The sequence below is a fragment of the Methylobacterium sp. P3_A11 genome (genome assembly GCF_056403155.1).
This window is the reverse complement of sequence record NZ_JBFUGA010000010.1, coordinates 1-25,308: the sequence shown is the minus strand read 5'-3', so window position 1 is coordinate 25,308 and position 25,308 is coordinate 1. Positions and strand designations below refer to the sequence as shown.

Sequence of the window (25,308 nt, the reverse complement as noted above, 5' to 3'; positions counted from 1 at the left end):
GGATGCGGGGCGGGAGCGGGGAAGCGGCGGCGCGAAGCTTGCTCCTGCCCGGAACGACCCTTCGAGGATTCGAGCCATGACCCAGCCAGTGGCGGCGCCGACGGTGCGGACCACCTGCCCCTATTGCGGGGTCGGGTGCGGCGTGCTCGCGAGCCCGGACGGGCAGGGCGGCGCCACGATCGCTGGCGATGCCGAGCACCCGGCCAATTTCGGCCGCCTATGCTCGAAGGGCTCGGCGCTGGGCGAAACCCTGTCGCTGGAGAACCGCCTGCTCCACCCGCAGGTCGACGGCGCGCAGGTCTCGTGGGACGCGGCCCTCGACACGGTCACGGCGAAGCTGCGCGCGGTCGCCGCGGAGCACGGGCCGGACGCGATCGCCTTCTACCTCTCGGGCCAGCTCCTCACCGAGGATTACTACGTCGCCAACAAGCTCGCGAAGGGCTTCATCGGCACGCCGCACGTGGACACCAATTCGCGGCTGTGCATGTCGAGCGCGGTCGCGGCCCACCGCCGGGCCTTCGGCTCCGACACGGTGCCGGGCTGCTACGAGGATCTCGACGAGGCCGACCTGATCGTGCTGGTCGGCTCCAACACCGCGTGGTGCCACCCGATCCTGTTCCGCCGCATGGCCGACGCCAAGGAGCGCCGCGGAACCAGATTCGTGGTCATCGACCCCCGCCGGACCCAGACTGCGGAGGAATCCGACCTGTTCCTTGGCATCCGGCCGGGCACCGATACCGCCCTGTTCTCGGGCCTGCTGGTCTACCTGTCCGACAACGGTTTTCGCGATCGCGCCTTCGTCGACGCCCACACGGCCGGGCTCGACGGCGCCCTCGACCGCGCCCGCCAGATCGCACCGGATCTCGCGGCGGTCGCCGCCGTCACCGGCGTGCCGGAGGCCGACATCGCGGCCTTCTACGCCCTGTTCGCCGGGACCCGCCGGGTGGTCACGGCCTTCTCGCAGGGGGTCAATCAGTCGGCGCAGGGGACCGACAAGGGCAACAGCATCATCAACTGCCACCTCATCACCGGCCGCATCGGCGAGACCGGGATGGGGCCGTTCTCCCTGACCGGCCAGCCCAACGCCATGGGCGGGCGCGAGGTCGGGGGGCTGGCCAACATGCTGGCCGCCCACATGCACTTCACCCCGGAGGAGGTCGACCGGGTGCGCCGCTACTGGGGCGCCCCACGGATCATCACCGGCGAGGGCATGAAGGCGGTGGCGCTGTTTGAGGCGATCGACCGCGGCAAGATCAAGGCCCTCTGGGTGATGGGCACGAACCCGCTGGTCTCGATGCCGCGGGCCGACGCGATCCGCGAGTCGCTCGCCGGCCTCGACCTCTACGTGGTCTCCGAGGCGGTGGCGGATTCCGACACGGCCCGGGGATGCGGCAAGACCACCGTGCTTCTCCCCGCCCAGGCCTGGGGCGAGAAGGACGGCACGGTCACCAATTCCGAGCGCCGGATCTCGCGCCAGCGCCGCTTCCTCACGAGCCCCGGCGAGGCCCGGCCCGACTGGGCGGCGCTGGCGAATGTCGGCCGCCGCCTCGGCCACGGCCGGGCCTTCGCGTTCGATTCCGCTGCCGAGATCTTCCGCGAGCATGCCGGGCTCTCGGCCTACGAGAACAACGGCACCCGCGACTTCGACCTCGGCGCGCTCGCGGAGATCAGCGACGCCGCCTACGACGCGAGCCCGCCGGTGCAGTGGCCGATCCCGAAGCGCTCCGGCTTCCGGGGCGCCCCGCAGGGCAAGGCCAGGCTGTTCGGCGACGGCCGGTTCTACACCTTCGACCGGCGCGCCCGTTTCGTGGCGGTGCAGCCGCCCGCCCTCGCGCTCGCGGCCTCGACGGCGTTCCCGCTCATGCTCAACACCGGCCGGGTCCGCGACCACTGGCACACGATGACCCGAACCGGGAAGAGCCAGCGCCTGTCGGCACACCGGGCCGTCCCGTTCGTCGAGGTCCATCCGGACGACGCCGCGGCCCACGGCCTCGCGGAGGGCGACATCGCCCGGGTATCGACTGCGCACGGCAGGGCCGAGCTGGAGGTGACGGTCACCGACACGGTGGTGCCGGGCAGCCTGTTCATGCCGATGCACTGGAGCGGCGCCTTCGCGTCGCAGGCGCGGGTCGGCGCGCTGGTGCGCGGCATGCCCGACCCGGTCTCGGGTCAGCCCGAACTCAAGGCGACCCCCGCGGCCATCACGCCCGTCGGATACCGCGCCCGCGGCTTCCTGCTGACGCGCCGGCAGGTGGCGCTCCCCGACGGCTGGTGGTGGGCGCGCGCCGCGATCACCGGCGGCTGGGGCGCGCAATTCGCCACCGCCGACAGCTCCCGGGCGGTGGCGCTGATGGTGCGCGGGCTGATCCAGAGCGAAGCGCTGTCGGGCTGCGAATTGGCGGAATATGCCGACCACGCCCGCGACCGCTACCGCTGCGCGGTCTACGACGGCGACCGCCTCGTCGCCTGCCTCGCCTACGCGCCCGCCGCGGAGCGGCCGGACTGGGAGGCCGCCAAGGCCCTGTTCGCCGCCGAGGCGCCCGATGCCGCCGAGCGGCGGGCGCTGCTCTCGGGCCGTGCGGCCGCGGCGTCGGCGGGACCGGTGGTGTGCGCCTGCCACGGCGTCGGCGCCGACGTGATCGCCACGACGATCGCCGGGGGCGCCCCCTCCGTGGAGGCGGTGGGCGCCGCCTGCAAGGCCGGCACGAATTGCGGCTCGTGCATACCGGAGATCCGCAGGATGCTGGCCGGGCAAACCGCATGCGCCGCGTGATTTTCTGATACACTCGCCGCCGAGGACAGATCGGCTTCTCCTGCCAGATCACCTCATCCTGAGGTGCCTGCGTGAGCGGGCCTCGAAGGAGGGTTCCAGCCGGCCTCGTGATCCCTGGAGCCCTCCTTCGAGGCCTCCGCTGCGTTCTGGCACCTCAGGATGAGGGGCGTGGGCGGGACCAGTCAAATCAGGACGATTCAGGACAGGCCCGTGACCGAGACCCCCCTGCGCGCCGCCCGCGCCCCCCGCGAGACCAAGGCCGCCGGCCTGGAGCCGCTGGCGGTGCTGCCCGTCTTCGTGCCCCTGCGCGGCAAGCGCGTGGTTCTCGCCGGCTCGTCCGGGGGCGCCCCGTGGAAGGTGAAGGTGCTGGCCGCGGCCGGCGCCCATGTCGACGTCTACGCGCCCGAGCCCAGCGAGGAGCTGCGCGCCGTGCCGGGCGAGATCGTCGACGGGCAGGTGGTGCTGCACCAACGCACCTGGAGCCCGGACGATCTCTGGGGCGCGGCCTTCTGCATCGGCGCGATGGAGGACGAGGCCGAGTGCGTCGCCTTCGTGGTCGCGGCCCGCGGGGCCGGCGCCATCGTCAACGCGGTGGACCGGCCGCATCTCTGCGACGTGAAGTTCGGCGCCATCGTGAACCGCTCGCCGCTCGTGGTCGGCATCTCCACGGAGGGCGCCGCCCCGGTCTTCGGCCAGACCGTGCGCGCCCGGATCGAGGCGATGCTGCCCCGAGGCTTCGCCCGCTGGGTCGGCGCCGCCCGCGACTGGCGGGACGGCGTCACGGCCCGCTTCCACGGTTTCGCGGAGCGGCGCTTCTTCTGGGAGCGCTTCACAGACCGCGCCTTCGCGGAGCCCGACCGGGCGCCGTCGGACACGGACCTCGCCGAACTGCTCGGCGAGACCGAGGCCGCCCCGAAAGGCGGCGCGGTCTGGCTGGTGGGGGCCGGCCCAGGCGACGCGGAACTGCTGACGCTCAAGGCGCTTCGGGCGCTCCGCAACGCCGACGTGATCCTCTACGACGACCTCGTCGCCCCCGAGATCCTGGATTACGCCCGCCGCGAGGCCCGCACGATGCTGGTTGGCAAGACCGGCCACGGACCCTCCTGCCGCCAGGACGACATCAACGCGCTGATGGTGCAGCTCGCCCGCTCGGGCAAGCAGGTGGTGCGGCTGAAATCCGGCGACCCGCTGGTCTTCGGCCGGGCGGGCGAGGAGATCGAGGCCTGCCGGGTCGCCGGCATCCCCGTGACGGTGGTGCCGGGCGTCTCGGCCGCGCAGGGTGCGGCGGCGTCGCTCGGACTGTCCCTGACCCATCGCGACGCCGCGCGCCGGCTCCAGTTCGTCACCGGCCACGACCGCCGCGGGGCGCTCCCCGATGACCTGAACTGGGGGGCGCTCGCCGATCCCAGCGTCACCACGGTGGTCTACATGCCCAAGCGCACCCTCCGGGCGCTGCTGGCACGGGCGGTGGAGGAGGGACTGGCGCCGTCGACCCCGGCGCTCCTCGTGTTCAACGCCACCCGCCCGAACCAGCAGGCCCTGCGGGGCACGGCCGCCGACCTCGCCGACGCGGTGGAGGCGGCAGGTCTCGACGGGCCGGCGCTGCTGATGGTCGGGACGGCCTTCGCGGAAATGCGGGGCGCGGTGCCGGTGGACGCGGAGCAGAGCCGCATGGTGGTCTGACCGCAGAGCCTCCGCGCGTCTCTTGCGTCGCGACGATCCGAACCGACAGCCCGGCGGCCCGGGCTGAACCGAGCCACGTCGGTCAGGTCTCGCCGGCCACGAAGGCGCGCATCAGATAATTGGCAATCGCCATGGGCGGGGGGGCCTGGATGCCCTCGGGATGCGTGCCGTCGAGCATGGCGGCGACGTCGCCCCGGGTGAACCATCGGGCGTCCTCCAGCTCGTTCGGGTCGGTCACGATCGCCGCGTCGAGGGCCTCGGCCGCGCAGCCGAGCATCAGGGAGGACGGGAACGGCCAGGGCTGCGATGTCCGGTAGGTGACCGCGCCGACGCGGATCCGCGTCTCCTCGAAGACCTCGCGGCGGACCGCGTCCTCGATCGTCTCCCCGGGCTCCAGGAAGCCCGCGAGGCAGGAGAACATGTGCGGCCGGAAATGCGGCCCCCGCCCCAGGAGGCAGGTGTCGCCCCGGCGCACCAGCATGATCACCACGGGGTCGACCCGGGGAAAGTGGTGGGCGCTGCACTGCGGGCATTCCCGCCGGAAGCCGCCCGCCTTCGCCACGGTGGCGGTGCCGCAATTGGCGCAGAAGCCGTGACGAGCGTGCCAGTCGAGCATCGACTTGGCCACGGCCAAGAGGCCGAGTTCTTCGGCCTCCACGGCGGCTTCGGTGGCGATCGACCGCAGGTCGAGGGTCCGGGTCCGGTCGTCGGCGAACCGCTCCGCCGCCTCGGCGGGTGCGGCGGCAGCGAAGACAGGCTGCCCGTCCCGATGGCCGAGGAAGATGCGCGGGCCGGGCTCGAGGTCGGCCGCCGCCGCGGGCGCGATCAGCGCCGTCGGCCCGTGCAGGACGATCCGGTCGCCGCAGATCAGGACGAGGCGGGCGCCCGGCGCGTCGAAGGCGGGCACCGCCTCCTCGGGCTGCTCGGCCGAGTGGCGCTCGAGGCGGTTGCGGACGAAGCCCAGGGTGTCGCGGGGATCGGTCATGCGAGGGTCAGGCCGCGGAGAACAAGGCGCCGGCGCGCTCCAGGAGCTGGGCGCGGGCATGGGTCGGGTAGGGCGTGCGGGTCTCGAAGCCCCAGACGGGGCTCGGCCAGGCCGGATCCGAACGGAATCGGCCGACCACGTGGACGTGGAGCTGCGCCACGACATTGCCGAGGGCGCCGACATTCACCTTGTCGGGCCTCGACAACGTCTGCATCACACCCGTGGCGAGACGGATCTCCTGCCAGAGCGTGGCCGCGTCGGTCTCGGTGAGATCGGTGACCTCGCTGACGTCCGGACGGCGGGGCACCAGGATCAGCCACGGAAACCGGGCATCGTCCATCAGCAGCACGCGGCACAGGGAAAGGTCGCCGACTTCGACGGTGTCGGCGGCCAGGCGCGGATCGAGGGTGAAGGCGGACTCGGTCATCGCCCACCGATGTAGCGCAGCTTGCGCGTCCGCGCGCGGGTTCCCTGCGCCGTCGGTGACGCAGCGCGGCGATCGGCGCGGTCAGAGTCCCGGGACGACGCCCTGGCGTCCCACCGCGATCGTCCCGGCCACCAGGGCGCCACCCTCCGGCCCCGACCGCGCGAAGATCGTGACGGCAGCGCCCGGCTGGAGCATCGCCTTCTCGCCGGGGGAGAACTGGGTGACCGGCGTGCCCTCGGGGATCGCGAAGGACGCTTGGCCTCCGCCATAGGCGAGCGTCAGCCGCATCGGCGCCCCCCTCTGGAGGTCGGCGACCCATCCGGCCGACAGAATCGCCCCCTTCGCCGTGTCCCAGGGCTGGCTGCCCGCCTCGAAGCCCCGCTCGGAGGGCGAGTACAGCGTCACCGCCTGGGCCTGTCGCGGCTCGGAGCCGCCAGCGCCCAGAACGCTGACGTAGCTCTCGGGCTTGATGTTCCGCAGGGCGGCCCCGTTGACCGCGTAGATCCGGGTCCGCGGGCTCATCTGCACCGTGAGGGTGCTGCCGCTGGAACGGCGGATCTCCAGCCGCTCTGAATCGGCCGACACCACGACGCCGCGGAACCGGACCGTCATCGGCTCGGCCCGCGCGGCGGGACCGGCTGCGACCGCCAGGACGCCGGCGAGGAAGAGACGTCTCACGAGGCTCGTCACGGGGCTCCTCTACAATCGGTCCGCCATCCGGGTGCGGGAGCCGAACGCCAGGGGCCGGCACCGGTTCCCGGCGCGGTCGCGGTCCGGCGCCCGGTCGGCTCAGTGGGCCATCAGAACCGGCATGTCGGCATGGGCCAGGACGTGGCTGGTGACGCCGCCGAAGATCATCTGGCGCAGGCGGCTCTGAGTGTACGCGCCCTTGATCAGCAGGTCGCAGCCGAAGGCCTTGGCCTCGGCCAGGAACGTCTCACCCGGAACCCGCCGGCCCGCCGGCAGGGCGCGATACGAAGCGTCCACGCCCTCGCAGGCCAGCGCCTGGGCCAGATCCTGAGCGGTCGGTCCCGGCACCATGCCGCCCTCGACGCTGAGAACCAGGACCCGTTCCGCCCGCCGCAGGAACGGCATCGCGAAGGCCACCGCCCGGGCGGTCTCGGTGGAGCCGTTCCACGCGATGATGATCGCGTCGCCGAGGCTCGTCGGCGCCGTAGGGGGCGCCAGCAGGATCGGCCGGCCGCTCTCGAACAGGGCCGTCTCGAAGGTGGTCATGCGCGGAGCGTTGTCGGTGGTGCCCGGGCGCCCGACCACTGTGGCCGAGAACAGCCGCGCATACTGGCCCAGGAACGCGTCGCCGGTGGGCACGTCCTGCCGCCAGCGGTAGCGCGGACCGGCATCCGGCACGCGGTCCGGTATGCAGAGACCGTCCCGGGCGTGACGGGGGATGCCGGCCCCGTCCATGAAGGCGACGAAGCGCCCGCCCGCCTCCTCGGCCTCGGCGCGGTCGGCCTCCTCGTCGCGCAGCCACGTCATGCCGCCAACCATGTCGACGGGCACGTATTCGGCCAGCGCCGGGCGCAGCGAAACGCCCTCGATCAGACTTCCGAAGCGCGTCGCCGCCAGCCGCGTCGTCTCGAAGACGGAGGGCAGAGCATCGTGCATCGCGACGGGTACGAGCAGGGTCTTCATGGTGGCCTCCTCCTCGGGCTCGCGAAGCTAATCCGCCCGGCCGCCCGGTGGAACCGGGGCGGGCGCGGCGCGCACACGGTTTTGCGGTTCGCCCGGATCGAGCTGGGCGCGGACCGTCGCGGTCAGCGGCCGCTCTACCCAGCGGTGGACCACGCTCGCGGCCACGGCGCTGCCCGCGAGCATCAGGGCCATGCCGCCCCAGGGGTGCAGGTCCGAGGCGAGCCCGAAGCGGACCAGCCCTTCGCGCACCAGCCGGAGGGCGAAGGGATGCACGAGATAGAGCGCGTAGGACGCGTCGCCGAGGCTGACGAGCCCCCGGATCGCGGCGGGCAGCCGCGCAACCTCAGTGGCCCCACGCGCCGGCCCGAGGGCGGCCGCCACCAAGAGGACGGCCGGCACCCCGACGAGGAGAGGCCGCAGGAACCCGGCAGCCTCGCCCTGGCCGTCGAGGACCCGCGCGGCCAGGACCAGCCCGACGCCCCCAAGGATCGAGAGGCCGACCCGCAGGACGGCCTTCGGCCGGAATCCTTCCCGGTAGGCGAGGGCGAGGCCGGCGCCGGCGGCGAATTCGAGCACGATCGGATCGGCCCAGAAGCGCAGGGCCACCGGGAGGCCGGACACGAGGGCGCCGGCGGCCACGAGCAGGACCAGGGCCGCGCACAGAAACGCGACGGCGCCACGCCGGCCGAATCCGAGCCCGAAGGCGAAGAGTGCGTAGAAGAACGCCTCGTAGTTCAGCGTCCAGCCCAGTCCGTAGAGCGGCTGGACGGAGCCGTCTGGGCGTGCCGCCGGCCAGAACAGGAATCCGGCGACGAGGGCGCCGGGATCGCGGGCCAGGGCCGCCGCATCGCCGAGCAGGTCCGGTCGCGCCAGGGCGAGGGCGAGATAGACAAAGCTCACCAGCCAGTAGAGGGGAACGACCCGGGCGATCCGGTGGGCGAGGAAACGGGCACGTCCACCCGGCATACCGGCCAGCCGGCCGCCGGCATGGACGATGACGAAGCCGGAGATGACGAAGAACAGATCGACCCCGCCCCACCAGGGGACGAGCGTCGAAGGGTCCAGCCCGGGACCGGCACCGCGCTGGGCGAGCAGCCCGGCCTCGTGCCGCGCATGATGCCACGCCACCATCAGGGCGGCGGCGGCGCGCAGGATTTGGATCGCGACGAAAATCACCGGAAGCCCCGGAACCGCGCGGACGACGCCGCGATGCCGGCGCGACGGCCTCGGCTGCCGGCCGCGCAGTGGGCGATCCGGGCGGCCAACCCGTGCCGCCGGCGGCTCATCGCCGGGCCGGACGCCGGTCCGGAACCCCATGGCCCGAGGCAAAAATGACAGGAACCATAAGGCCATGGCCTCGTTGACGCACCAATTCGCGAACGCGCCGGCGCCGAGTGTCTAGCCCTGCGCATACGGCGTCCCCGAACAGTTCGCGCGTCCATTTCGATGAGAGGTCCCGATGCTGAAGAACTACGCTGCCGCGTCCGCACTCGTCCTGGCGCTGTCGACCCCCGCCCTCGCGCAGAGCGCCAACGACTTCCGCCTTCAGTCGATGCAGGCGAACGCGTTCGAGATCCAGTCCTCGCAGATCGCCCTGTCCAAGTCGCGCAATCCGAAGGTCCGCTCCTACGCCCAGGCCGTGCTGCGTGACCACCGCGCCGCCAACGTCGCCCTCGCCGGTGGCCAGATGAACGGCGTGGCCGGCGAGCCGGGCCTCGGCGGTCTGGTCACCGCGCCGCTCGCTGTGGCGGGCAGTGCCGTGGGCGCGGGCGTCGGTGCCGCGACCGGCGTGGTCGGCGGCACCCTGGCGGGTGGTCCCGTCGGCGGCCTCGAGGGCGCCGGTGCCGGGGCTGCGAACGGCGCGGCGGCGGGCGGCCGTCTCGGCCGCGGCGACGGGATGGCCACGGGCGCCTCGACCATCGTCCCGCCGAGCCCCGAGCAGCAGGCGATGCTGTCCGAACTGTCCGCGGCCCCGGCCGGCCCGCGCTTCGATCGGCTGTACGCCAGCCAGCAGCTCCAGGCGCATCAGATGACCATCGCGATGACGCAGGCCTACGCCCAGGGTGGCCCGAACCCGGCCCTGCGCAACTACGCCCAGCAGGCCCTGCCGGCGCTGCAGATGCATTACAACCAGGCCCAGCGCCTGCCGGGCGCGATGTAAGTCGTCGGCACCCGGTTGATGGGCGGCTCGGCTTCGGCCGGGCCGAAAGGCGGGGGGCGCGAGCCCGCCGCCTTTTTCGTGTCGGGAGAGCCCGCGGCCCGGGTCCGGGATCGCGCGGATCGGAACCGGGAGGGCCGGTTCCGATCCGCGGCGTCAGCGCCGCTCGCTCACTCGCAGGCGATGGCGGCCACCGAGCGGACCGCCAGTCCGGCGGTGTCGATCGGCGCCTTGAACTCGCCGGACTGCGGATCGCGCACCAGCAGGGAGCCGCTGGCCACGCCGAAATGGGCGCCGTGGATCTCCAGCCGGCCGCTATCGACCCGCTCCTTCACGAACGGGAAGGTCAACAGGTTCTCCATGCTCTGGACGACCACGGCGTGTTCCAGCCGGGTCAGATAGCCCGGTGCTTCGGGATCGCCGGCCTTGTCCTCGGCCTGACCGACGAGCGAGACCCATTTCCCGATGAAGTCGCCGGGCGAGAGCGGCTTGGCCTTGTTGGCGTAGGCCTTGATGCCGCCGCAGGTAGCATGACCGAGCACCACGATGTGCTTCACCTCGAGAGCCTGGACGGCGAATTCCAGAGCCGCCGAGGTGCCGTGATACTGGCCGTCGGGCTGGTAGACCGGCACGAGGTTGGCGACGTTGCGGATCGTGAACAGCTCGCCCGGCCCGGCATTGAAGATCGCGCTCGGGGACACCCGGCTGTCGCAGCAGCTGATGACCAGGATTTCCGGGTTCTGACTGGACGCGAGTTGCGCGAAGCGCCGCCGCTCGGTCGGGAAGCGGTCGAGCAGGAAGGACCGGTAGCCTTCGGTCAGGTAAACGGGGAACATCACGTCGTCTCCAGTTAGACAATCCCGCGTCGGCGGGGGTGAACTCAAGGTTCGCGCCAAGCAAGAACGCGTGGCTGTGTCGGAATAGTCCCGCTCGCGAGCTCGGCCGCAAGGTCGGCGAGGCCGGCCGGCTCGACGCGCTCGCCGCTGGCGCGGAGTTCCGCGAGGGGCCACCAGCGCGTTCCGATCAGCGGGTTGTCCTCGGTCTCGGCGAGGCGGCTCGTATCGACCCGGTCGTCGGGCAGGCGGACCAGGAAGTAGCGCTCCCGGGCGTCCCGCGACTGTCGGAACAGGTGGAACGGGCCGTCGCAGGCGGCGACCTGCGGGCCGATCGTGACGTCGGGACGGCCGATCTCCTCCTCCAGCTCCCGGCGGCAGGCCGTGACGTGGTCCTCGCCGGGCTCCAGACCGCCGCCGGGCATGAACCAGAAGCGCAGCGGCGCGCCGTCCGGCTCCTTCGCGTGCACCGACGTGTAGGCGATGAGCAGGATGCGGTCCTGCGGATCGAGGACGATCGCGCGGGCGATGTGACGGACGGGAAGGGGGTTGTCGGCACTCATGCAGCCAGAGCTAGAGCGGATGCCCGGGCACGGACACTGGCTCCGCGCAAAACAGCACGGTTCCGCTGCCGATCGGCGGCGCACGGCGCTACCGCGCTGCGTGCGCCGCGCTCTCCCCGGTCCCGCCGAGCGCCGGTGCCCAGATCACCACGGGTAGCCCGTAGGCGTCCTCGTCCGGCGGATCCGGCAGCGGTACGGCTCGTCCCAGGAGGATGTCGCGGGCCACCACCAGCGCGGCCAGAGCATCGAGGTGGTCGTTCTCCGGAACGCCCTTCACCCGTGTCGCGATCAGCGGGGCCGGCAGGCCCGCCGCCGCGAGGAGCGTCCGCCGGAGGTCCAGCCCCGCCCGGGCGCGGGCGCCCTTCTTGGGCAGCCCGAGGGGGTGGCCGCCGTTGAGGGCATGGAAGGCGACCTCGGGATGGACCTCGTGGACCCGCCCGCGCACCTCCGGCCGCTCCCGCAGCAGCGTGTCGACCGCGCGGACATAGGGGAAGATGTTGTAGCCCTGGATCGAGGGGGCGAAGGGCGGATCGCTGGCAGCGCGCGAAGCGGCCTTGGCGGCCGCGTAGTCTGGGGCGTAGACGGCAGCCCGCGGCGGCATCGGGAAGACCGACGACCGCGCCGCTCCGAGCCGGGCACGCGCCGCCCGGTCGGCGGCCCGGCCGCCGCCGCGGATCCGGTCGGGCAGCCCGATGGGCACGTCGATCCCGACGCAGCGCGGCTGCTCGGGTGCGTCGAGGAGCGCAGCCAGGTCCGGGAACAGGGCGCAGCGGTGCCGGCCGGGATCATCGAGGTCGATCAGCGCCCCCGCCCAGGCACCCTGGCAGCCGTCCAGCCCCGCGATCCACCGCCCCATGCCGCTCCTCACTGTCGCCCGCGCCGCAGAACGCCGTCCGGATCCTTGCCCGCCTGCCCGCGGAGAGCTATCCGCGACGCGGCGGGCGCCGCCGCCCCGGGAGAAGCGTGATGAGCGAGATCCGTCCCCGCCGCAGCGTGCTGGCGATGCCCGGCTCCAACGCCCGGGCACTGGAAAAGGCACGGTCGCTGCCGGCCGACGTCATCCTGATCGACCTGGAGGACGGCACCGCGCCCGAGGCCAGGGCGGCGGCGCGCGTACAGGTCGCCGCCGCGGTGGCGGCGCGCGGCTTCGGCCCCCGCGAGGTGGTGGTGCGGATCAACCCGCCCGAGACCGAGGATGGCGAGGCGGATCTCACGGCGCTGGCCACGGCCGCGCCGGACGCGATCCTGGTCCCGAAGGTGCGCAGTTCCGACACGCTGATCGCCGTCGGCTCCCGGCTGCGCCGGCTCGGCGCGCCGCAGGCGACCCGGGTCTGGGCGATGATCGAGACGCCCATGGCGGTGGTGAACGCCGCCGAGATCGCTGGGGCGGCCCGGGACGTGGACGGTCGGCTCGCCGCCTTTGTGATCGGCCCCAACGACCTGCTGAAGGCCGCGCGTATCCGGCCCCCGGGACGGGCGGCCCTCGTGCCGTGGCTCATGACGGTGCTGGCTGCGGCCCGGGCCTACGAGATCGAGGCGATCGACGGCGTATTCACCGACCTGCGCGACGCGCCGGGGTTCGACGCCGAGTGCCGGCAGGGGCGCGACCTCGGCTTCGACGGCAAGATGCTGATCCATCCGAGCCAGATCGACCCGGCCAACGCCGCCTTCGGGCCGGAGGCCGACGAGATCGCGCAGGCGCGGCGCGTGGTCGACGCCTTCGCGGCGCCGGAGAACCGCGAGCGGGGCGTCATCGCCCTCGACGGGCAGATGGTCGAGCGCCTCCACGTCGAGTCCGCCCGGCGCACCCTGGCCCTGGCCGAGGCGATCGGGCGGCTCGGCGCGTGAGCGATCTGCCGGAAGTCGGCCTGCAACTGCTCGACCCGCGGTTGCCCGAGTGGGGCTTCCCGCGTTGGGGCTCGTCGGCCGCCGCGGGCCTCGACCTGCATGCCTGCCTCGACGCGCCGCTTGTGCTGCAACCCCAGGCCAAGCCGGTGCTGATTCCGGCGGGGTTCAGCGTCCTGATCCGCGATCCCGCGTGGTGCGGGCTGATCTTTCCCCGTTCGGGGCGCGGGCACCGCGAGGGCTTGGTGCTCGGCAACGGCACCGGCGTCATCGACGCGGATTACGAAGGGCCGCTGATGGTCTCCGCCTGGAACCGCGACGCTTCCGAGCCCGTCCGGATCGAGCCGGGCGAGCGGATCGCGCAGCTCGTCTTCACGCGGATCACCCGACCGGTGCTGACCGTGCTGAAGGGCGAGGCGGCCCCCGCCTCGGGGCGCGGGTCGGGCGGGTTCGGGTCGAGCGGGCGGTAGCTGGGTATCCGTCAGTCCAGCGTCTTGCCGAGCCGCCCGGCCAGGTCCTGGATGAACTGGAAGGCGGTCCGGCCCGAGCGCGAGCCGCGCGTGGTGGACCATTCCAGCGATTCGGCGCGCAGCTGCTCCGGCGGCACGGCGAGGCCGTGGCGGTCGGCATAGGCGCGGATCATCGCGAGATACTCGTCCTGGCTGCACTTGTGGAAGCCGAGCCACAGGCCGAACCGGTCGGACAGCGAGACCTTCTCCTCCACGGCCTCGCCGGGATTGATCGCCGTGGAGCGCTCGTTCTCCACCATGTCGCGGGCCAGCAGGTGCCGTCGGTTGGAGGTGGCGTAGAACAGCACGTTGTTCGGCCGGCCCTCGATGCCGCCGTCCAGCGCGGTCTTGAGCGACTTGTACGAGGTGTCGTCCGCGTCGAAGGAGAGATCGTCGCAGTAGACGAGCCAGCGGTGCGGGTCCGGGCGCAGCAGGGCCATCAGGTCGGGCAGCGCCTCGATGTCCTCGCGGTGGATCTCCACGAGCTTCATCGGCCGGCTGCCGGCGGGCCGGCGGGCGTTGATCTCGGCATGGGCCGCCTTGACCAGCGAGGACTTGCCCATGCCGCGGGCGCCCCACAGCAGGGCGTTGTTGGCCGGCAGGCCGCGGGCGAAGCGCTCGGTGTTCTCGACCAGGATGTCGCGCGCCCGGTCGATGCCGGTGAGCAGGCCCATCTCCACTCGCGCCACCTCCGGCACCGGGGTCAGACGGCGCTCGGGACCCCACAGGAAGGCGTCCGCGGCGGCGGGATCGAAGGCCGGCGGGGCGGTCGGCGCGGCCCGCTCCAGCGCTGTGGCGATGCGCTCCAGAAGAGGCATCAGGGTATCCAGGGTCGCGGGGCTCGTCATCGGATCGGGGGGTTCGCGTTCGGATCGGTCAGGCAGCCGGTTCTACGGACATCGCCCGGGGAAATCATCCGTCTCCCGACGCAGGGCGCGGGCTTTCCGAACGCGAACCCGGATCGGGCGTTGGACATCGCGGCAGGTCGAGGCGCAGGGCCGCCGGAGGGCATCGATGGAAGCGGGACCGACGATCCGGATCACCCAGGTCGCCGATTACATCTTCACGGTGGATTTCAGCGCGGCGCTGCCGGCGCTCATCACCGACGAGGCACCGCCGATCGGCGGCGGGACCGGCCCCTTCCCGGAACAGCTGCTGATCTCCGGCGTCGCGAACTGCCTGTGCGCCAGCCTCGTCTTCGCCCTCGGCAAGTTCCGGCAGGACGGGCAGGGCGTGTCCGCCGAGGCCTCCTGCCGGGTGGAGCGCAACGGGGAGGGGCGCCTCCGCATCACCGGGATCGACGTGCGCATCCGCCTCGGCGCGGCGGTGGTCGAGATGCCGCGGATCGACCGGGTGCTGGACCAGTTCGAGCGGTTCTGCACCGTCTCGGAGAGCGTGAAGGCCGGGATACCGGTGGCCGTCTCGGTGGCCGACCGCGACGGCACGCGCCTGAAATGACCGGCGGTCGGGGAAAGATCGGCCGTCCGGCGCATTGCCGCACCATCGGCCGGCCGCCGAGGCCAAACGAGGAGACGCTATGTCGGACGAGATGCGAGAGACCGCCCGCGCCCCCGAAGCGCTTGCCGCCCTGTTCAACCGACGCGCCAATGCCGGCGACGTCGAGGGGCTCGTCGCGCTGTACGAGCCGGACGCGGTTCTGGCGGCGGGCCGCGTCGTCGCCACGGGCCATGCCGAGATCCGGAGCTTCTACACCGACCTGCTGGCGCGGAAATCCGATTTCCCGGCCCCGGAGACGCTGCCGCCCCTGCGCAACGGCGCGCTGGCCATGACCTTCGCGCGGTTGCCCAACGGCGCATTCTCGGTGGAGGTCGCCCGGGAGCAGGCGGACGGGACTTGGCTCTGGGCGATCGACCAGCTCAAGCTGGCGCCGCCGAAGGCGTAACCGGCGGCACGGGATCCCAGCCGCGCTTGTCCCACCGGGCGCGATGCGGCAAAGCGAGCCCGCGCGCTCGACGCTGCGCAGAAGACCCGAGCCGACTCGATGCACGACATCCGCGCCATCCGGGAGAACCCGGACGCCTTCGACCACGATCTCCAACGCCGCGGCCTCGCGCCGCTCTCGGCCACGCTGATCGACCTCGACGAGGCGCGCAAGGCGTCGGTCTCGGCCGCGCAGGCCAACCAGGAGCGGCGCAACGCGCTGGCCAAGGAGATCGGCGGTGCCAAGAAGGCCAAGGACGAAGAGCGTGCCGCCGCCCTGATGGCCGAGGTCGCGACGCTGAAGGGAGCCGAGCCGGAACTGAAGGCCGCGCAGGACGCGGCCGACAAGGCCCTGGCCGACCGCCTCGCCGCGATCCCGAACCGGCCGAAGGCCGACGTGCCGGAAGGCGCGGACGAACACGGCAACGTCGTCTACCGCAGTCACGCAGCGACGCGCGAAAGGCTGACCGAGGGCCGCGAGCATTTCGAACTCGGCGAGGCCGCCGGGCTGATGGATTTCGAGGCGGCGGCCCGGCTGTCGGGCTCACGCTTCGTGGTTCTCAAAGGCCAGCTCGCCCGTCTGGAGCGGGCGCTGGGCCAGTTCATGCTCGACCTGCACACGCAGGAGCACGGATATCTCGAGGTGGCGCCGCCCATCCTGGTGCGCGACGCCGCCATGTTCGGCACCGCGCAGCTGCCGAAGTTCGAGGACGACCAGTTCTCGGTGTTCAAGGGGCTAGATGCCGTCAAGGCGCGGGACTCCGATGCGGACCCGGCTTCGGGCAATACCGAGAAATTCTGGCTCGTCCCCACCGCCGAAGTGCCGCTGACGAACCTCGTCCGCGAGTCGATCCTCCGCGAGGAGGAACTCCCCCTGCGCTTCACCGCGCTGACGCCCTGCTTCCGGGCCGAGGCCGGGGCGGCGGGGCGCGACACCCGTGGCATGCTGCGCCAACACCAGTTCAACAAGGTCGAGCTGGTCTCGATCACCACGCCCGAGGAATCCGCCAACGAGCACGAGCGGATGCTCACCTGCGCCGAGGCGGTGCTGAAGAAGCTCGACCTGCCCTACCGGGTGATGACCCTCTGCACCGGAGACATGGGCTTCGCCTCGCAGAAGACCTACGACATCGAGGTCTGGGTGCCGGGCCAGCGCACCCACCGCGAGATCTCCTCGTGTTCCGTGTGCGGCGACTTCCAGGCCCGGCGGATGAACGCCCGCTACCGGGGCAAGGACGGCAAGCCGGCCTATGTCCACACCCTCAACGGCTCGGGCGTCGCGGTCGGCCGCGCGCTCATCGCCGTGATGGAGAACTACCAGAACCCGGACGGGAGCCTCACGATCCCGTCGGTGCTCCACCCCTACATGGGCGGGCTCAACCGGATCGAGGGCACCCGCTGATGCGTATCCTGGTCACCAACGACGACGGCATCCACGCGCCGGGCCTCGCCACCCTGGAGGAGATCGCCCGGGAACTCTCGGACGACGTCTGGGTCGTGGCGCCGGAGAGCGACCAGTCCGGCGTGTCGCACTCGCTCTCGCTCAACGACCCGCTGCGGCTGCGGCAGGTCTCGGAGCAGCGCTTCGCCGTGAAGGGCACGCCGTCGGATTGCGTGATCCTGGGCGTGCGCCACATCCTGGGCGACCACGGGCCGGACCTCGTCCTGTCGGGGGTCAACCGCGGCCAGAACGTCGCCGAGGACGTGACCTATTCGGGCACGATCGCGGCCGCCATGGAGGGAACGATCCTCGGCATCCGCTCCATCGCGATGAGTCAGGCCTATGGGGCCGGCGGCCGCGGCAATCTCAAATGGGACTGCGCCCGGACCCATGGGGCGCGGGTCGTCCGCAAGATCCTGGAGACCGGGATCGAGCCGGGCATCCTGGTCAACGTGAATTTTCCGGATTGCGAGCCGGCCGACGTGCAGGGCATCGCGGTGGCCGCGCAGGGCTTCCGCAACCAGGCGCTGCTGTCGATCGACGCGCGGGTCGACGGACGCGGCAACCCGTATTTCTGGCTGGCCTTCGCCAAGGCTCGGTTCGAGCCGGGCCACGGCTCGGATCTGAAGGCCATCGCCGAGAAGCGGATCTCGGTCACGCCCCTGCGCCTCGACCTCACCGACGAGCCGACGCTGACGCGATTCGCGCAGGCCTTCGCCGAGTGATCGATCTGGGCAGCCTGGAGGCGGCTGCCGGCAACGCGGCCTTCGTGATGGCGCTCCGGGGGCGGGGCCTTCGGGACACTGCGGTTTTGCGGGCCATGGAGCAGGTGCCGCGGGAGGCCTTCGCGCCGCCGCAGTACCGGGAGCACGCCAGGCGGGACATCGCGCTGCCGCTGTCCTGCGGGGCATCCATGACGGCGCCGTCGACTGTGGCGGTGATGCTGGCGCTGCTGCGGGTCGAGCGGGGCCAGCGGGTGCTGGAGATCGGCACCGGATCGGGCTACGCGACGGCGCTGCTTGCCCGGCTCGGGGCCGGCGCGGTGCTCAGCCTCGAGCGCTACGCGACCCTCGCCGGCGAGGCGACGCGGCGGCTCGCGGCCCTCGCGGAGGTCCATGTCGTCCGGGCGGACGGGCTGGGCGCGGACCTGCCGGATGGCGGATTCGACCGGATCCTCGTGCAGGGCAGTGTGCAGGCGATTCCGCCGCACTGGCGCGCGGCGCTCGAGCCCGGCGGGCGGCTCGTGACGGGACTGATCCGCGACGGGCTCTGCCGGATCGCCACTCTGGCATCGCCGGAGGCCGAGCTCGAGCCCGGTGCGGCGGCCCGTCTTCCAGGACTGACCCCCGGGCTGGCGCGGGTGCTCTGAGGGCAGCGGGACCGGCGGCGCCGTCTGCACGTCGCCGCCTCGGGCCTTTTCCGGCATGCGGGCGGCCGGGCGCGGGCAAAGCCCAACGGTACCGTTCGGGTCCCGGCCGCTATCCCAACCGCCGCGACGCGCGCCAAAGGCGCCACATCCTCCGCCAGCGCGGAAGCTCGATGAGCGTGTTGAGCGGATCGTAGCTCGCCCGCTCCATGGCGGCGAGGTAGGGCTCCACCAACGCCACGGGGAGGAAGGCGGCCCCGGCCGAGGGCGCGATGGTCGGGCGGGCCGCCTCGAAGGCCTTGAGGTGCTGCCGGGCAAGCCCCCGCAGGTCGGCGCAGGCCCGGCGCAGGCCCGGGCCGCCGCGCCCCGTGACGATGTCCTCGCGGGTGACACCGTAGCGGCCGAGGATGTCGGCAGGCAGGTAGACCTGACCCGAGCGGGCATGCCAGGGCAGGGCGCGCAGCAATCCGGTGATCCCGTAGGCCACGCCGGCATGGCCGGCCGCGCCCGCACCCCCCGGCTCTGTGCCGGTGCCGATCACGAGGCTCGCCAGCCGGAGCAGGGCCGAGGCGGTCTCGCCGCAATAGCCCTCCAGATCGTTCACCCGGGGCATCGGGTCCTCGTAGAGGTCGAAGACGCGGGCGTCGATCAGGTCGACGAAGGGCTGGCGCCCGAGCCGGTTCACCCGGATCGCCTCCTCCAGGGCGGCCGCCACCGGATTGGCGCGCACGTCGCCCCGGGCTTCCCCCTGGAGTGCGTCGCGCCACCATTGCAGGCGGATCTCGCCGGCCATCGGGTTCGAGGCGGCCTCGCGCACCCGTGCGATGGTCAAGCTGAAGGCGTAAAGGGCGAACAGATGCGGGCGGGCCGCCGCCGGCGCGAACAGGGTCGCGTAGTAGCGGTCCGGGTCGCCGRCCCGCACGAGATCCTCGCAATGGGATTGCGCGAAGGGGAGCCCGGTCTCCGCCGTCCTGCCATCGGCCTCCGGCATCAGGCCACCGCGATCAGGGCAGCCGCGACCTTGCGGTTCTCGGCCACCAGGATGTTGTAGGTGCGGGCCGCAGCTCCGGTCTGCATGACGTCGAGGCCGACCCCGAAATCCTTGAGCCAGCCCCGCAGGGCTGGGTCGATCGCCGCGATGTCGAGGCCGGTCCCGACGAGCAGGAGCTCGATCCCCGCCGCCTCGGCCTGGACCGGGCGAAGTGCCGTACGGTCGATCGCTCTGGGCTCCATCACCTCCCAGGCGCGCACACCCGATGGCAGGAGCAGGATCGAGCCGCGGTGGGACATTCCGGCGAAGCGGAAGCCGCCATTGCCGTAGGTGTCGATGATGTGGCGCCCCGGCACGAACCCGGATTCGAAACCCTTGGAAGTCTCCGGCTCGGCCATAACGTGAAAAAACTACTCCGCCGCCTGCGGGACACCGGAACGCTCGGCCGCCGCGCGGGCGCCGGAGAGCATCAGGCCCAGATAGATCAACACCGGCGTCGAGATGAAGATCGCCGAATAGGTGCAGATCACGACGCCGCAGAGCATCACCACGGCGAAGCCCTTGATCGCCTCGCCGCCGAACAGCACCAGCGCCAGCAGCGACAGGGATGACGAGATCGAGGTCATCACGGTCCGCGACATCGTGGAGTTGATCGACAGGTTGAGCAGGTCGACGGTCGGGATCGTCTTATAGCGGCGCATGAGCTCGCGGGTCCGGTCGAACACCACGACGGTCTCGTTCAGCGAGTAGCCCACGATGGTGAGGATCGCGGCGATCGAGGTCATGTTGAATTCGATGCGGGTGATGATGAACACGCCCACCGTCAGCACGATGTCGTGGAGCGTGCCGACGATCGCGCCCAGCGCCAGCTCCCGCTCGAACCGGAACCACAGATAGAGCAGCACCGCCACGACCGAGAGCACGACGCCGAGGGTCCCGGACTGCACGAGTTCGCCCGAGACGCGCGGGCCGACGGTCTCGGTGCGGCGGAAGTCGTAATCCTTGTCGAAGGCGGCGTGCGCCTTGTTCATCACCGCGGTCTGGCCCTGTTCGCCGGGCTGGAGCGGCAGGCGCACCAGCACGGTGCCCTGGTTGCCGAGTTCCTGCACCTCCGGCTCGCCGAAGCCGAAGCCCGCGGCGGTATGGCGGATCGACGCCACATCCGCGGTGCCCGACTTCGCCTGCAGCTCCACCAGGGTACCGCCCTTGAAGTCGATGCCGAAATTCAGCCCGATGGTCAGGAACAGCGCCACCGTGGCGAGCGAGAGCAGCGCCGAGAGCGGGAAAGTGAAGCGCCGGAATCGCATGAAGTCGAAATGCGATTCATCGGGCCAGAGGCGGAGCAGGCGCATGGTCGTGTCTCTTCTACGGGAGCCGCGACGCGAGAAGCCGAGGCGCAGGTCCCCTCTCCCGTGCGGGAGAGGGACAGGGTGAGGGGCGTGCCCTATCCGGATGGGTCGCATCCCTCACCCCAACCCTCTTCCACACGGGAGAGGGGGTCCGTCGCGCCGCCAGCGCTTCCTTCGTCGACCCTCCAAAACTTCAGAACGGCAGGGCCTTCGGCCGGAAGGTCTTGTACCACACCGCGATCATCATGCGGGTCAGCGTCACCGCGGTGATGACCGTCGTCAGGATGCCGAGGATGAAGACCACGGCGAACCCCTTCACCGGGCCCGAGCCGAGGAAGAACAGGATCAAGGCGGCGATCGCCATGGTCGAGTTCGAGTCGATGATCGTGGCGAACGCCCGGTCGAAGCCCGCCTGCAGGGCCGAGATCAGCGAGCGGCCGGCATGGCTTTCCTCGCGCATGCGCTCGTAGATCAGCACGTTCGAGTCCACCGCGGTTCCGATGGTCAGCACGATGCCGGCGATGCCCGGGAGCGTCATGGTCGCCTCCAGCACCGACATCAGGCCCAGGATGAGGCCGACGTGGACCATCAGCGCGATGTTGGCGATGAAGCCGAAGGTCCCGTAGGTCGCGAACATGAAGGCCACCACGAGGCCCGCAGCGACGAGGGTTGCGAGCTTGCCGGCCTCGATGGAGTCGCGACCGAGGCCCGGGCCGACGACGCGGCGCTCGACCACGGTGAACTTCGCGGGCAGCGCACCGGCCCGGAGCAGGACCGACAGGTCGTTGGCCTGCTGGACCGTGAAGTTGCCGGTGATCTGGCCCGAGCCGCCGGTGATTGCCGAGCGGATCACGGGGGCGGAGACCACCTCGTTGTCGAGCACGATCGCCATGCGCCGGCCGACGTTCTCGGAGGTCGCCTGCCCGAAGCGCTGCGCGCCGCGCAAGTTGAACTTGAAGCTCACCATCGGCTCGTGGGACTGCTGGTCGAAGGAGGGCTGCGCATCGGTCAGCTCGCCGCCATCGGCCATCACCCGGCGCTCGACCGGGACCTTGGCGCCCTTCTCGTCCTTCGACGGCAGCATGTCGACGTCGCCCGACGGGCTGTCGGCGAGCATGCGGAACTCGAGCTTGGCGGTGGAGCCGAGGAGGCGCTCGAGCCGCTCGGGATTCTGTTCGCCCGGAACCTGGATCAGGATCCGGTCGGCGCCCTGCTGCTGGATCGACGGCTCGGTGGTGCCGGTGGAGTCGAGGCGGCGCCGGATGACCTCGATGCCCTGGCTCACGGCCCGGCGGGTGCGGTCGGTGATGCCGGCATCGGTGAGCGTCAGGCGGATCACGCCGCCGGGCTGCTCGGCGATGTCGAGGGTCCGGGCGGCGGTCTGGCCCAGCGAGGTGGTGATCGGCAGCGCCAGCTCCTGCAGCTTCGGCAGGACCTTGGCCCGGGCCGCATCGTCCGCGACCTTCACCTGGACGCCGCGCTGGAGCAGGCCGATGCCGCCGTCGGCGCGGACGTTCTCCTGCTGGAGAACCCGGCGCACATCATCGCGCAGGGCCTTGGCCTGGGACGCGATCAGCTCGTTCTGGTCGACCTCGAGCAGGAGTTGCGAGCCGCCCTGCAAATCGAGACCGAGCACGATGGCCCGCGTCGGCACGACCCAGCTGGGAAACCAGGAGGGCAGGCTGGCGACGAAGCCCTTGCGCTGCTCGGGCGAGAAGAAGCTCGGCACGGCGAGCATCAGCCCCACCAGGATCAAGCCTAGTGTCGCGATGATCTTCGCACGGGAGAAGCGCAGCATCGGCCGTCTGTTTCTCTTTTGGGCCGGCGCTCGGCGCCGGCCGGTTCAACCGGGACGTCAGGCGGCTTTCACCGTGCCCTTGGCGCGGACCTCGGAGATCATCGTCCGGACCACCCGCACGCGGATGTTCGGGGCGATCTCGACCTCGATCTCAGGCTGGTCGTCCGACGCCTTGGTCACGCGCCCGACGATGCCGCCGTTGGTGACCACCGTGTCGTCCCGGCGCACGGACTTGAGCAGCGCCTGGTGGTCCTTGACCCGCTTCTGTTGCGGTCGCAGGATCAGGAAGTACATGATCACGAAGATCAGGACGAACGGGACCACCTGAAAGGCGATCTCCGCTCCGCCAGCGGCCGTAGCGGCCCCTTGCGCGAAGGCGGGGGTGATCAACGAGCGTCTCCTGCAAATGGCGAACGAGCCTGCCGCCGGTTTTCGGCATGGACAGACCGGTCGAAAAGCGCGCGGACTATAGCCAGGGGCTTCCCGAAAGCAACGCCGAAGCGACGCGCCCCTGCGCCGTCCCTACAGCAGCGAGCGGACCGCCGCCGCGAAGGCCTCCGGTGCTTCCTGGGGAAAGTTGTGGCCCACCCCCGCGACGATCTCACGCCGATACGGGCCGGTGAAGTGACGGGCATCCGTGTCGGTCTCGGGTGGCGGCCCGACACCGTCGTCGGCGCCGAGGAGCACGATGGACGGGACGGTGATGTCCGGCTGCGCGGCGAGCCGCGCCTCGGTCTCCACCAGCGCCGCATCGCTCGGGACGAGCCCGAAGCGGTGGCGGTAGGAATGGATCACGACGTCGACGAAGTCGGGGTTGTCGAAGGATTGCGCGGTCTCGGCGAATGTCGCGGCCTCGAAGCCCCAGGTCGGCGACCAGAGCTGCCAGAGCAGGCGGCAGAAGGCGTCCCGGTTCGCCCCGAGACCGGCGCGCCCGCGTTCGCCGTGGAGGTAGTACTGATACCAGAGCCGATGCTCGGTCTCCGGCGCGACGGGCCGCCCGGCAGCCGGGATGTTCTGGATGTTGTAGCCGACGCCGCAGCTCACGAGCCCCGTGGCCCGGCTCGGCCAGAGCGCGGCGACCACGCAGGCGGCCCGGCCGCCCCAATCGTAGCCGGCCAGCACGGCGCGCTCGATGGCGAGGGCGTCCAGGAAGGCCAGGAGGTCGGCCCCGAGGGCCGCCTGCTCGCCGGAGCGCGGGGTCGCCGGATTCAGGAACCGCGTCGGCCCATAGCCGCGCAGGTACGGAACGAGGCAGCGCACGCCGGTTTCAGCGAGCAGCGCCGCGGAGGCCGTGCAGGCGTGGACATCGTACGGGAAACCGTGGAGCAGCACCGCGGGCGGCCCGTCCGCCGGCCCGATCTCCCGATAGGCGACGTCCAGCACGCCGGCATGCACGCGCTTCATCGAAGGCTCCCGCGATTCCCGGGCACGGACCTTACCCGTTCCGTCGCGCAATTGCCGCACGTGCTTGCCGATCCCGGCCGGCGCCCGATTTTCCGTGCGACGAAGAAGCGCGACGGTGAAGAGTGATGGGCCTGCTCGACGATGCGAAGAACCTGATCGGCGATGTTGTCGCGGCGGCCGATCGAGCCTTCGAAGAGGCCGGCAGCGGCAAAATCGCCATGGCCCTGGCGAAGTTCTATCCGGGCGGCTTGGCAGCCTTCCTCGACAGGCTGCGCGCCGACGGACACGGCGCCGCCGTCGAGTCGTGGCTCGCGTCAGGTGAGCGGCAGACGGTGCCGGCGACCGCAGTCGCGGCCTGCCTGCCGGAAGGCGTGACCGAGCGCCTCGCCTACGATCTCGGGGTTCCGGAGCCGCGCGTCGCCACGGCGCTGGCCGAGTTTCTGCCCGCCGCGGTCGCGGACCAGAGCGAGAACGGGGCGCTGAAGCCGCAGCCGAACTTCAGCACGCAGGTGCGCTGAGCGTCCGGGCCTCAGGGGGCGGCGCATTTCATCAGGGGCGGCGCAGTCGCGCAGCTCAGGTAGCAGCTCTGCCTCGCGAAGCAGAACCACGTCAACGTGCCGCTCTTCAGACAGGCGCCGCCGCAATGTCGATATGCGCCGTAGAGCGGCCGGACGAAGACGGCATCCGAGAGGACGCGCTCATCAGCGGCCCGGGTGGTCTCGTTGACCGGCAGCGCCTTCGCCGCGCCGGCCGTCACCAGGAGCACGAGACACAGCGCCAGGGATCTCATGACCGCCAACCGGGGAACGACGTCCAGGGCGGCATACCGGGCCAACGGCCGGGCGCTGTCGAGTAAATTGCGGTTCACGCGAGCCCGCCGCAGGCGGCCGGCCTCTCCCTCTTCCCGATCGGCGCCCTAAAATGCCGGAAGACCGATTGTCTGACGGGAGGCCCATATGAGTCTGCTCAATTCCCTCGGCGGCTCGCTGGGGCAGATGGCCCTCAAGGCGTTGCCGGGCGTGATCCAGCAGGTCTTACCGGGTGGCCTCAACGCACTCCTCGATCAGCTTCGGCGATCCGGCTACGAGAACCAGGTCAATTCCTGGCTCGGGCGCGGGCCGAACGAGCCGATCACCGCGGACGACCTGCGCAAGGTCCTCGACAACGAGCAGGTCCGCCAGATGGCACAGAAGCTCGGGGTCCCGATGGACCAGCTCTTCCCGACCCTGGCCGAGGCGCTGCCCGCGACGGTGGATCATCACAGCCCCGACGGGACGCTGCAGGTGCCCAAGGCCTAGAGCTCGGACGCCGTCACTCCGACCCTGCCCATGAGCCCTAGCTGTTCAGTCCCGAGGTGAGATGGGTTGGGTCGTATCTGAACCGGCCTGGGTCGTCTGCCCAGGCTCGGCAGGTCGCTTCGTATGGCGTGAGGCCGCGTAGGGTCTTGAGCCGCCGGGCGAAGTTGTAGGCATCCAGGAAAGCGGCGAGGTGTTCCCGCAGTTGGTCGTGGCTGTCGTAGTGGTAGCGCTTGACGGTCGCGTCCTTGAGGGTCCGGTTCATGCGCTCGACCTGGCCATTGGTCCACGGGT

General features: G+C 71.5%; 29 protein-coding genes. 12 read left to right on the top strand and 17 right to left on the bottom strand.

The window, feature by feature from the left end:
* Nucleotides 1-76: 76 nt before the first annotated feature.
* The gene (locus tag AC1DXK_RS05165) at nucleotides 77-2,773 is read left to right on the top strand and encodes a nitrate reductase (RefSeq protein ID WP_457104881.1); all 2,697 of its coding nucleotides are present in this window, start codon (nucleotides 77-79) and stop codon (nucleotides 2,771-2,773) included.
* A gap of 210 nt (nucleotides 2,774-2,983) precedes the next feature.
* Entirely contained in the window at nucleotides 2,984-4,456 is a 1,473-nt protein-coding gene (gene cysG / locus AC1DXK_RS05160; RefSeq protein WP_457104880.1) for a siroheme synthase CysG, read from the top strand.
* Nucleotides 4,457-4,538: 82 nt separating this feature from the next.
* Here cysG and nudC read toward each other — a convergent pair whose 3' ends face one another.
* The 5 genes from nudC to AC1DXK_RS05135 all read right to left on the bottom strand — a co-directional run bounded on the left by nudC (nucleotide 4,539) and on the right by AC1DXK_RS05135 (nucleotide 8,697).
* The gene (gene nudC, locus AC1DXK_RS05155) at nucleotides 4,539-5,441 is read right to left on the bottom strand and encodes an NAD(+) diphosphatase (RefSeq protein WP_457104879.1); all 903 of its coding nucleotides are present in this window, start codon (nucleotides 5,439-5,441) and stop codon (nucleotides 4,539-4,541) included.
* A gap of 7 nt (nucleotides 5,442-5,448) precedes the next feature.
* Nucleotides 5,449-5,868: an HIT domain-containing protein gene (locus AC1DXK_RS05150; protein WP_457104878.1), complete on the bottom strand. Its 420-nt coding sequence runs from the start codon at nucleotides 5,866-5,868 to the stop codon at nucleotides 5,449-5,451.
* 81 nt (nucleotides 5,869-5,949) lie between these two features.
* The gene (locus tag AC1DXK_RS05145) at nucleotides 5,950-6,546 is read right to left on the bottom strand and encodes a hypothetical protein (RefSeq protein WP_457104877.1); all 597 of its coding nucleotides are present in this window, start codon (nucleotides 6,544-6,546) and stop codon (nucleotides 5,950-5,952) included.
* A gap of 111 nt (nucleotides 6,547-6,657) precedes the next feature.
* On the bottom strand, nucleotides 6,658-7,521 hold the full coding sequence (locus AC1DXK_RS05140) for a universal stress protein (RefSeq protein WP_457104876.1): 864 nt from the start codon (nucleotides 7,519-7,521) through the stop codon (nucleotides 6,658-6,660).
* A gap of 27 nt (nucleotides 7,522-7,548) precedes the next feature.
* On the bottom strand, nucleotides 7,549-8,697 hold the full coding sequence (locus AC1DXK_RS05135; RefSeq protein WP_457104875.1) for an acyltransferase family protein: 1,149 nt from the start codon (nucleotides 8,695-8,697) through the stop codon (nucleotides 7,549-7,551).
* A gap of 283 nt (nucleotides 8,698-8,980) precedes the next feature.
* Here AC1DXK_RS05135 and AC1DXK_RS05130 point away from each other — a divergent pair, with 283 nt between their 5' ends.
* On the top strand, nucleotides 8,981-9,682 hold the full coding sequence (locus AC1DXK_RS05130) for a DUF4142 domain-containing protein (RefSeq protein WP_457104874.1): 702 nt from the start codon (nucleotides 8,981-8,983) through the stop codon (nucleotides 9,680-9,682).
* 167 nt (nucleotides 9,683-9,849) lie between these two features.
* Here AC1DXK_RS05130 and AC1DXK_RS05125 read toward each other — a convergent pair whose 3' ends face one another.
* The 3 genes from AC1DXK_RS05125 to AC1DXK_RS05115 form a co-directional block, all read right to left on the bottom strand.
* The gene (locus AC1DXK_RS05125) at nucleotides 9,850-10,515 is read right to left on the bottom strand and encodes a carbonic anhydrase (RefSeq protein ID WP_457104973.1); all 666 of its coding nucleotides are present in this window, start codon (nucleotides 10,513-10,515) and stop codon (nucleotides 9,850-9,852) included.
* A gap of 44 nt (nucleotides 10,516-10,559) precedes the next feature.
* Nucleotides 10,560-11,075 (bottom strand): NUDIX hydrolase, encoded by a 516-nt coding sequence (locus AC1DXK_RS05120; RefSeq protein ID WP_457104873.1) that lies wholly within the window; start codon nucleotides 11,073-11,075, stop codon nucleotides 10,560-10,562.
* Between the two features lie 88 nt (nucleotides 11,076-11,163).
* Entirely contained in the window at nucleotides 11,164-11,931 is a 768-nt protein-coding gene (locus tag AC1DXK_RS05115) for a DUF429 domain-containing protein (RefSeq protein WP_457104872.1), read from the bottom strand.
* Between the two features lie 110 nt (nucleotides 11,932-12,041).
* On the opposite strand from AC1DXK_RS05115, the gene AC1DXK_RS05110 reads away from it, so the two are divergent.
* Entirely contained in the window at nucleotides 12,042-12,923 is an 882-nt protein-coding gene (locus AC1DXK_RS05110) for an HpcH/HpaI aldolase/citrate lyase family protein (RefSeq protein WP_457104871.1), read from the top strand.
* On the top strand, nucleotides 12,920-13,390 hold the full coding sequence (dut, locus tag AC1DXK_RS05105; RefSeq protein ID WP_457104870.1) for a dUTP diphosphatase: 471 nt from the start codon (nucleotides 12,920-12,922) through the stop codon (nucleotides 13,388-13,390). The genes AC1DXK_RS05110 and dut overlap by 4 nt, the downstream gene beginning before the upstream one ends.
* Nucleotides 13,391-13,401: 11 nt before the next feature.
* Here dut and AC1DXK_RS05100 read toward each other — a convergent pair whose 3' ends face one another.
* Nucleotides 13,402-14,277 (bottom strand): ATP-binding protein, encoded by an 876-nt coding sequence (locus tag AC1DXK_RS05100; protein ID WP_457104869.1) that lies wholly within the window; start codon nucleotides 14,275-14,277, stop codon nucleotides 13,402-13,404.
* Nucleotides 14,278-14,443: 166 nt separating this feature from the next.
* Here AC1DXK_RS05100 and AC1DXK_RS05095 point away from each other — a divergent pair, with 166 nt between their 5' ends.
* The 5 genes from AC1DXK_RS05095 to AC1DXK_RS05075 all read left to right on the top strand — a co-directional run bounded on the left by AC1DXK_RS05095 (nucleotide 14,444) and on the right by AC1DXK_RS05075 (nucleotide 18,180).
* Nucleotides 14,444-14,887 (top strand): OsmC family protein, encoded by a 444-nt coding sequence (locus tag AC1DXK_RS05095; protein ID WP_457104868.1) that lies wholly within the window; start codon nucleotides 14,444-14,446, stop codon nucleotides 14,885-14,887.
* 79 nt (nucleotides 14,888-14,966) lie between these two features.
* Nucleotides 14,967-15,332: a YybH family protein gene (locus AC1DXK_RS05090; RefSeq protein ID WP_477297066.1), complete on the top strand. Its 366-nt coding sequence runs from the start codon at nucleotides 14,967-14,969 to the stop codon at nucleotides 15,330-15,332.
* 99 nt (nucleotides 15,333-15,431) lie between these two features.
* Complete coding sequence (gene serS, locus AC1DXK_RS05085) at nucleotides 15,432-16,772, top strand: serine--tRNA ligase (RefSeq protein ID WP_457104866.1); 1,341 nt, start codon at nucleotides 15,432-15,434, stop codon at nucleotides 16,770-16,772.
* Nucleotides 16,772-17,536 carry a 5'/3'-nucleotidase SurE gene (gene surE, locus AC1DXK_RS05080; protein WP_457104865.1) on the top strand — a complete coding sequence of 255 codons (765 nt, stop codon included), beginning with the start codon at nucleotides 16,772-16,774 and terminating at the stop codon, nucleotides 17,534-17,536. The genes serS and surE overlap by 1 nt, the downstream gene beginning before the upstream one ends.
* Entirely contained in the window at nucleotides 17,533-18,180 is a 648-nt protein-coding gene (locus tag AC1DXK_RS05075) for a protein-L-isoaspartate O-methyltransferase family protein (RefSeq protein ID WP_457104864.1), read from the top strand. The genes surE and AC1DXK_RS05075 overlap by 4 nt, the downstream gene beginning before the upstream one ends.
* Nucleotides 18,181-18,289: 109 nt before the next feature.
* Here AC1DXK_RS05075 and AC1DXK_RS05070 read toward each other — a convergent pair whose 3' ends face one another.
* The 6 genes from AC1DXK_RS05070 to AC1DXK_RS05045 all read right to left on the bottom strand — a co-directional run bounded on the left by AC1DXK_RS05070 (nucleotide 18,290) and on the right by AC1DXK_RS05045 (nucleotide 23,719).
* The gene (locus AC1DXK_RS05070; RefSeq protein WP_477297064.1) at nucleotides 18,290-19,168 is read right to left on the bottom strand and encodes a phytoene/squalene synthase family protein; all 879 of its coding nucleotides are present in this window, start codon (nucleotides 19,166-19,168) and stop codon (nucleotides 18,290-18,292) included.
* The gene (locus AC1DXK_RS05065) at nucleotides 19,168-19,566 is read right to left on the bottom strand and encodes an Mth938-like domain-containing protein (protein ID WP_457104862.1); all 399 of its coding nucleotides are present in this window, start codon (nucleotides 19,564-19,566) and stop codon (nucleotides 19,168-19,170) included. The genes AC1DXK_RS05070 and AC1DXK_RS05065 overlap by 1 nt, the downstream gene beginning before the upstream one ends.
* Before the next feature lie 12 nt (nucleotides 19,567-19,578).
* A complete protein-coding gene (secF, locus tag AC1DXK_RS05060; RefSeq protein WP_457104861.1) occupies nucleotides 19,579-20,520 on the bottom strand; it encodes a protein translocase subunit SecF in 942 nt (313 codons plus the stop codon).
* A 190-nt stretch (nucleotides 20,521-20,710) separates the two neighbouring features.
* Nucleotides 20,711-22,315: a protein translocase subunit SecD gene (secD, locus tag AC1DXK_RS05055; protein ID WP_457104860.1), complete on the bottom strand. Its 1,605-nt coding sequence runs from the start codon at nucleotides 22,313-22,315 to the stop codon at nucleotides 20,711-20,713.
* 57 nt (nucleotides 22,316-22,372) lie between these two features.
* Nucleotides 22,373-22,705 (bottom strand): preprotein translocase subunit YajC, encoded by a 333-nt coding sequence (gene yajC, locus AC1DXK_RS05050; RefSeq protein WP_457104859.1) that lies wholly within the window; start codon nucleotides 22,703-22,705, stop codon nucleotides 22,373-22,375.
* A gap of 132 nt (nucleotides 22,706-22,837) precedes the next feature.
* Nucleotides 22,838-23,719, bottom strand: coding sequence for an alpha/beta fold hydrolase (locus AC1DXK_RS05045; protein WP_457104858.1), 882 nt, complete (start codon nucleotides 23,717-23,719; stop codon nucleotides 22,838-22,840).
* A gap of 125 nt (nucleotides 23,720-23,844) precedes the next feature.
* On the opposite strand from AC1DXK_RS05045, the gene AC1DXK_RS05040 reads away from it, so the two are divergent.
* Nucleotides 23,845-24,237, top strand: coding sequence for a YidB family protein (locus tag AC1DXK_RS05040; RefSeq protein ID WP_457104857.1), 393 nt, complete (start codon nucleotides 23,845-23,847; stop codon nucleotides 24,235-24,237).
* Between the two features lie 11 nt (nucleotides 24,238-24,248).
* Here AC1DXK_RS05040 and AC1DXK_RS05035 read toward each other — a convergent pair whose 3' ends face one another.
* Nucleotides 24,249-24,509, bottom strand: coding sequence for a hypothetical protein (locus AC1DXK_RS05035; protein WP_457104856.1), 261 nt, complete (start codon nucleotides 24,507-24,509; stop codon nucleotides 24,249-24,251).
* 166 nt (nucleotides 24,510-24,675) lie between these two features.
* On the opposite strand from AC1DXK_RS05035, the gene AC1DXK_RS05030 reads away from it, so the two are divergent.
* Nucleotides 24,676-25,017, top strand: coding sequence for a YidB family protein (locus AC1DXK_RS05030; protein WP_477297060.1), 342 nt, complete (start codon nucleotides 24,676-24,678; stop codon nucleotides 25,015-25,017).
* A gap of 37 nt (nucleotides 25,018-25,054) precedes the next feature.
* Here AC1DXK_RS05030 and AC1DXK_RS05025 read toward each other — a convergent pair.
* Nucleotides 25,055-25,308 (bottom strand): integrase core domain-containing protein (locus AC1DXK_RS05025; protein WP_456686273.1); only part of this gene is annotated, 254 nt, incomplete at its 5' end.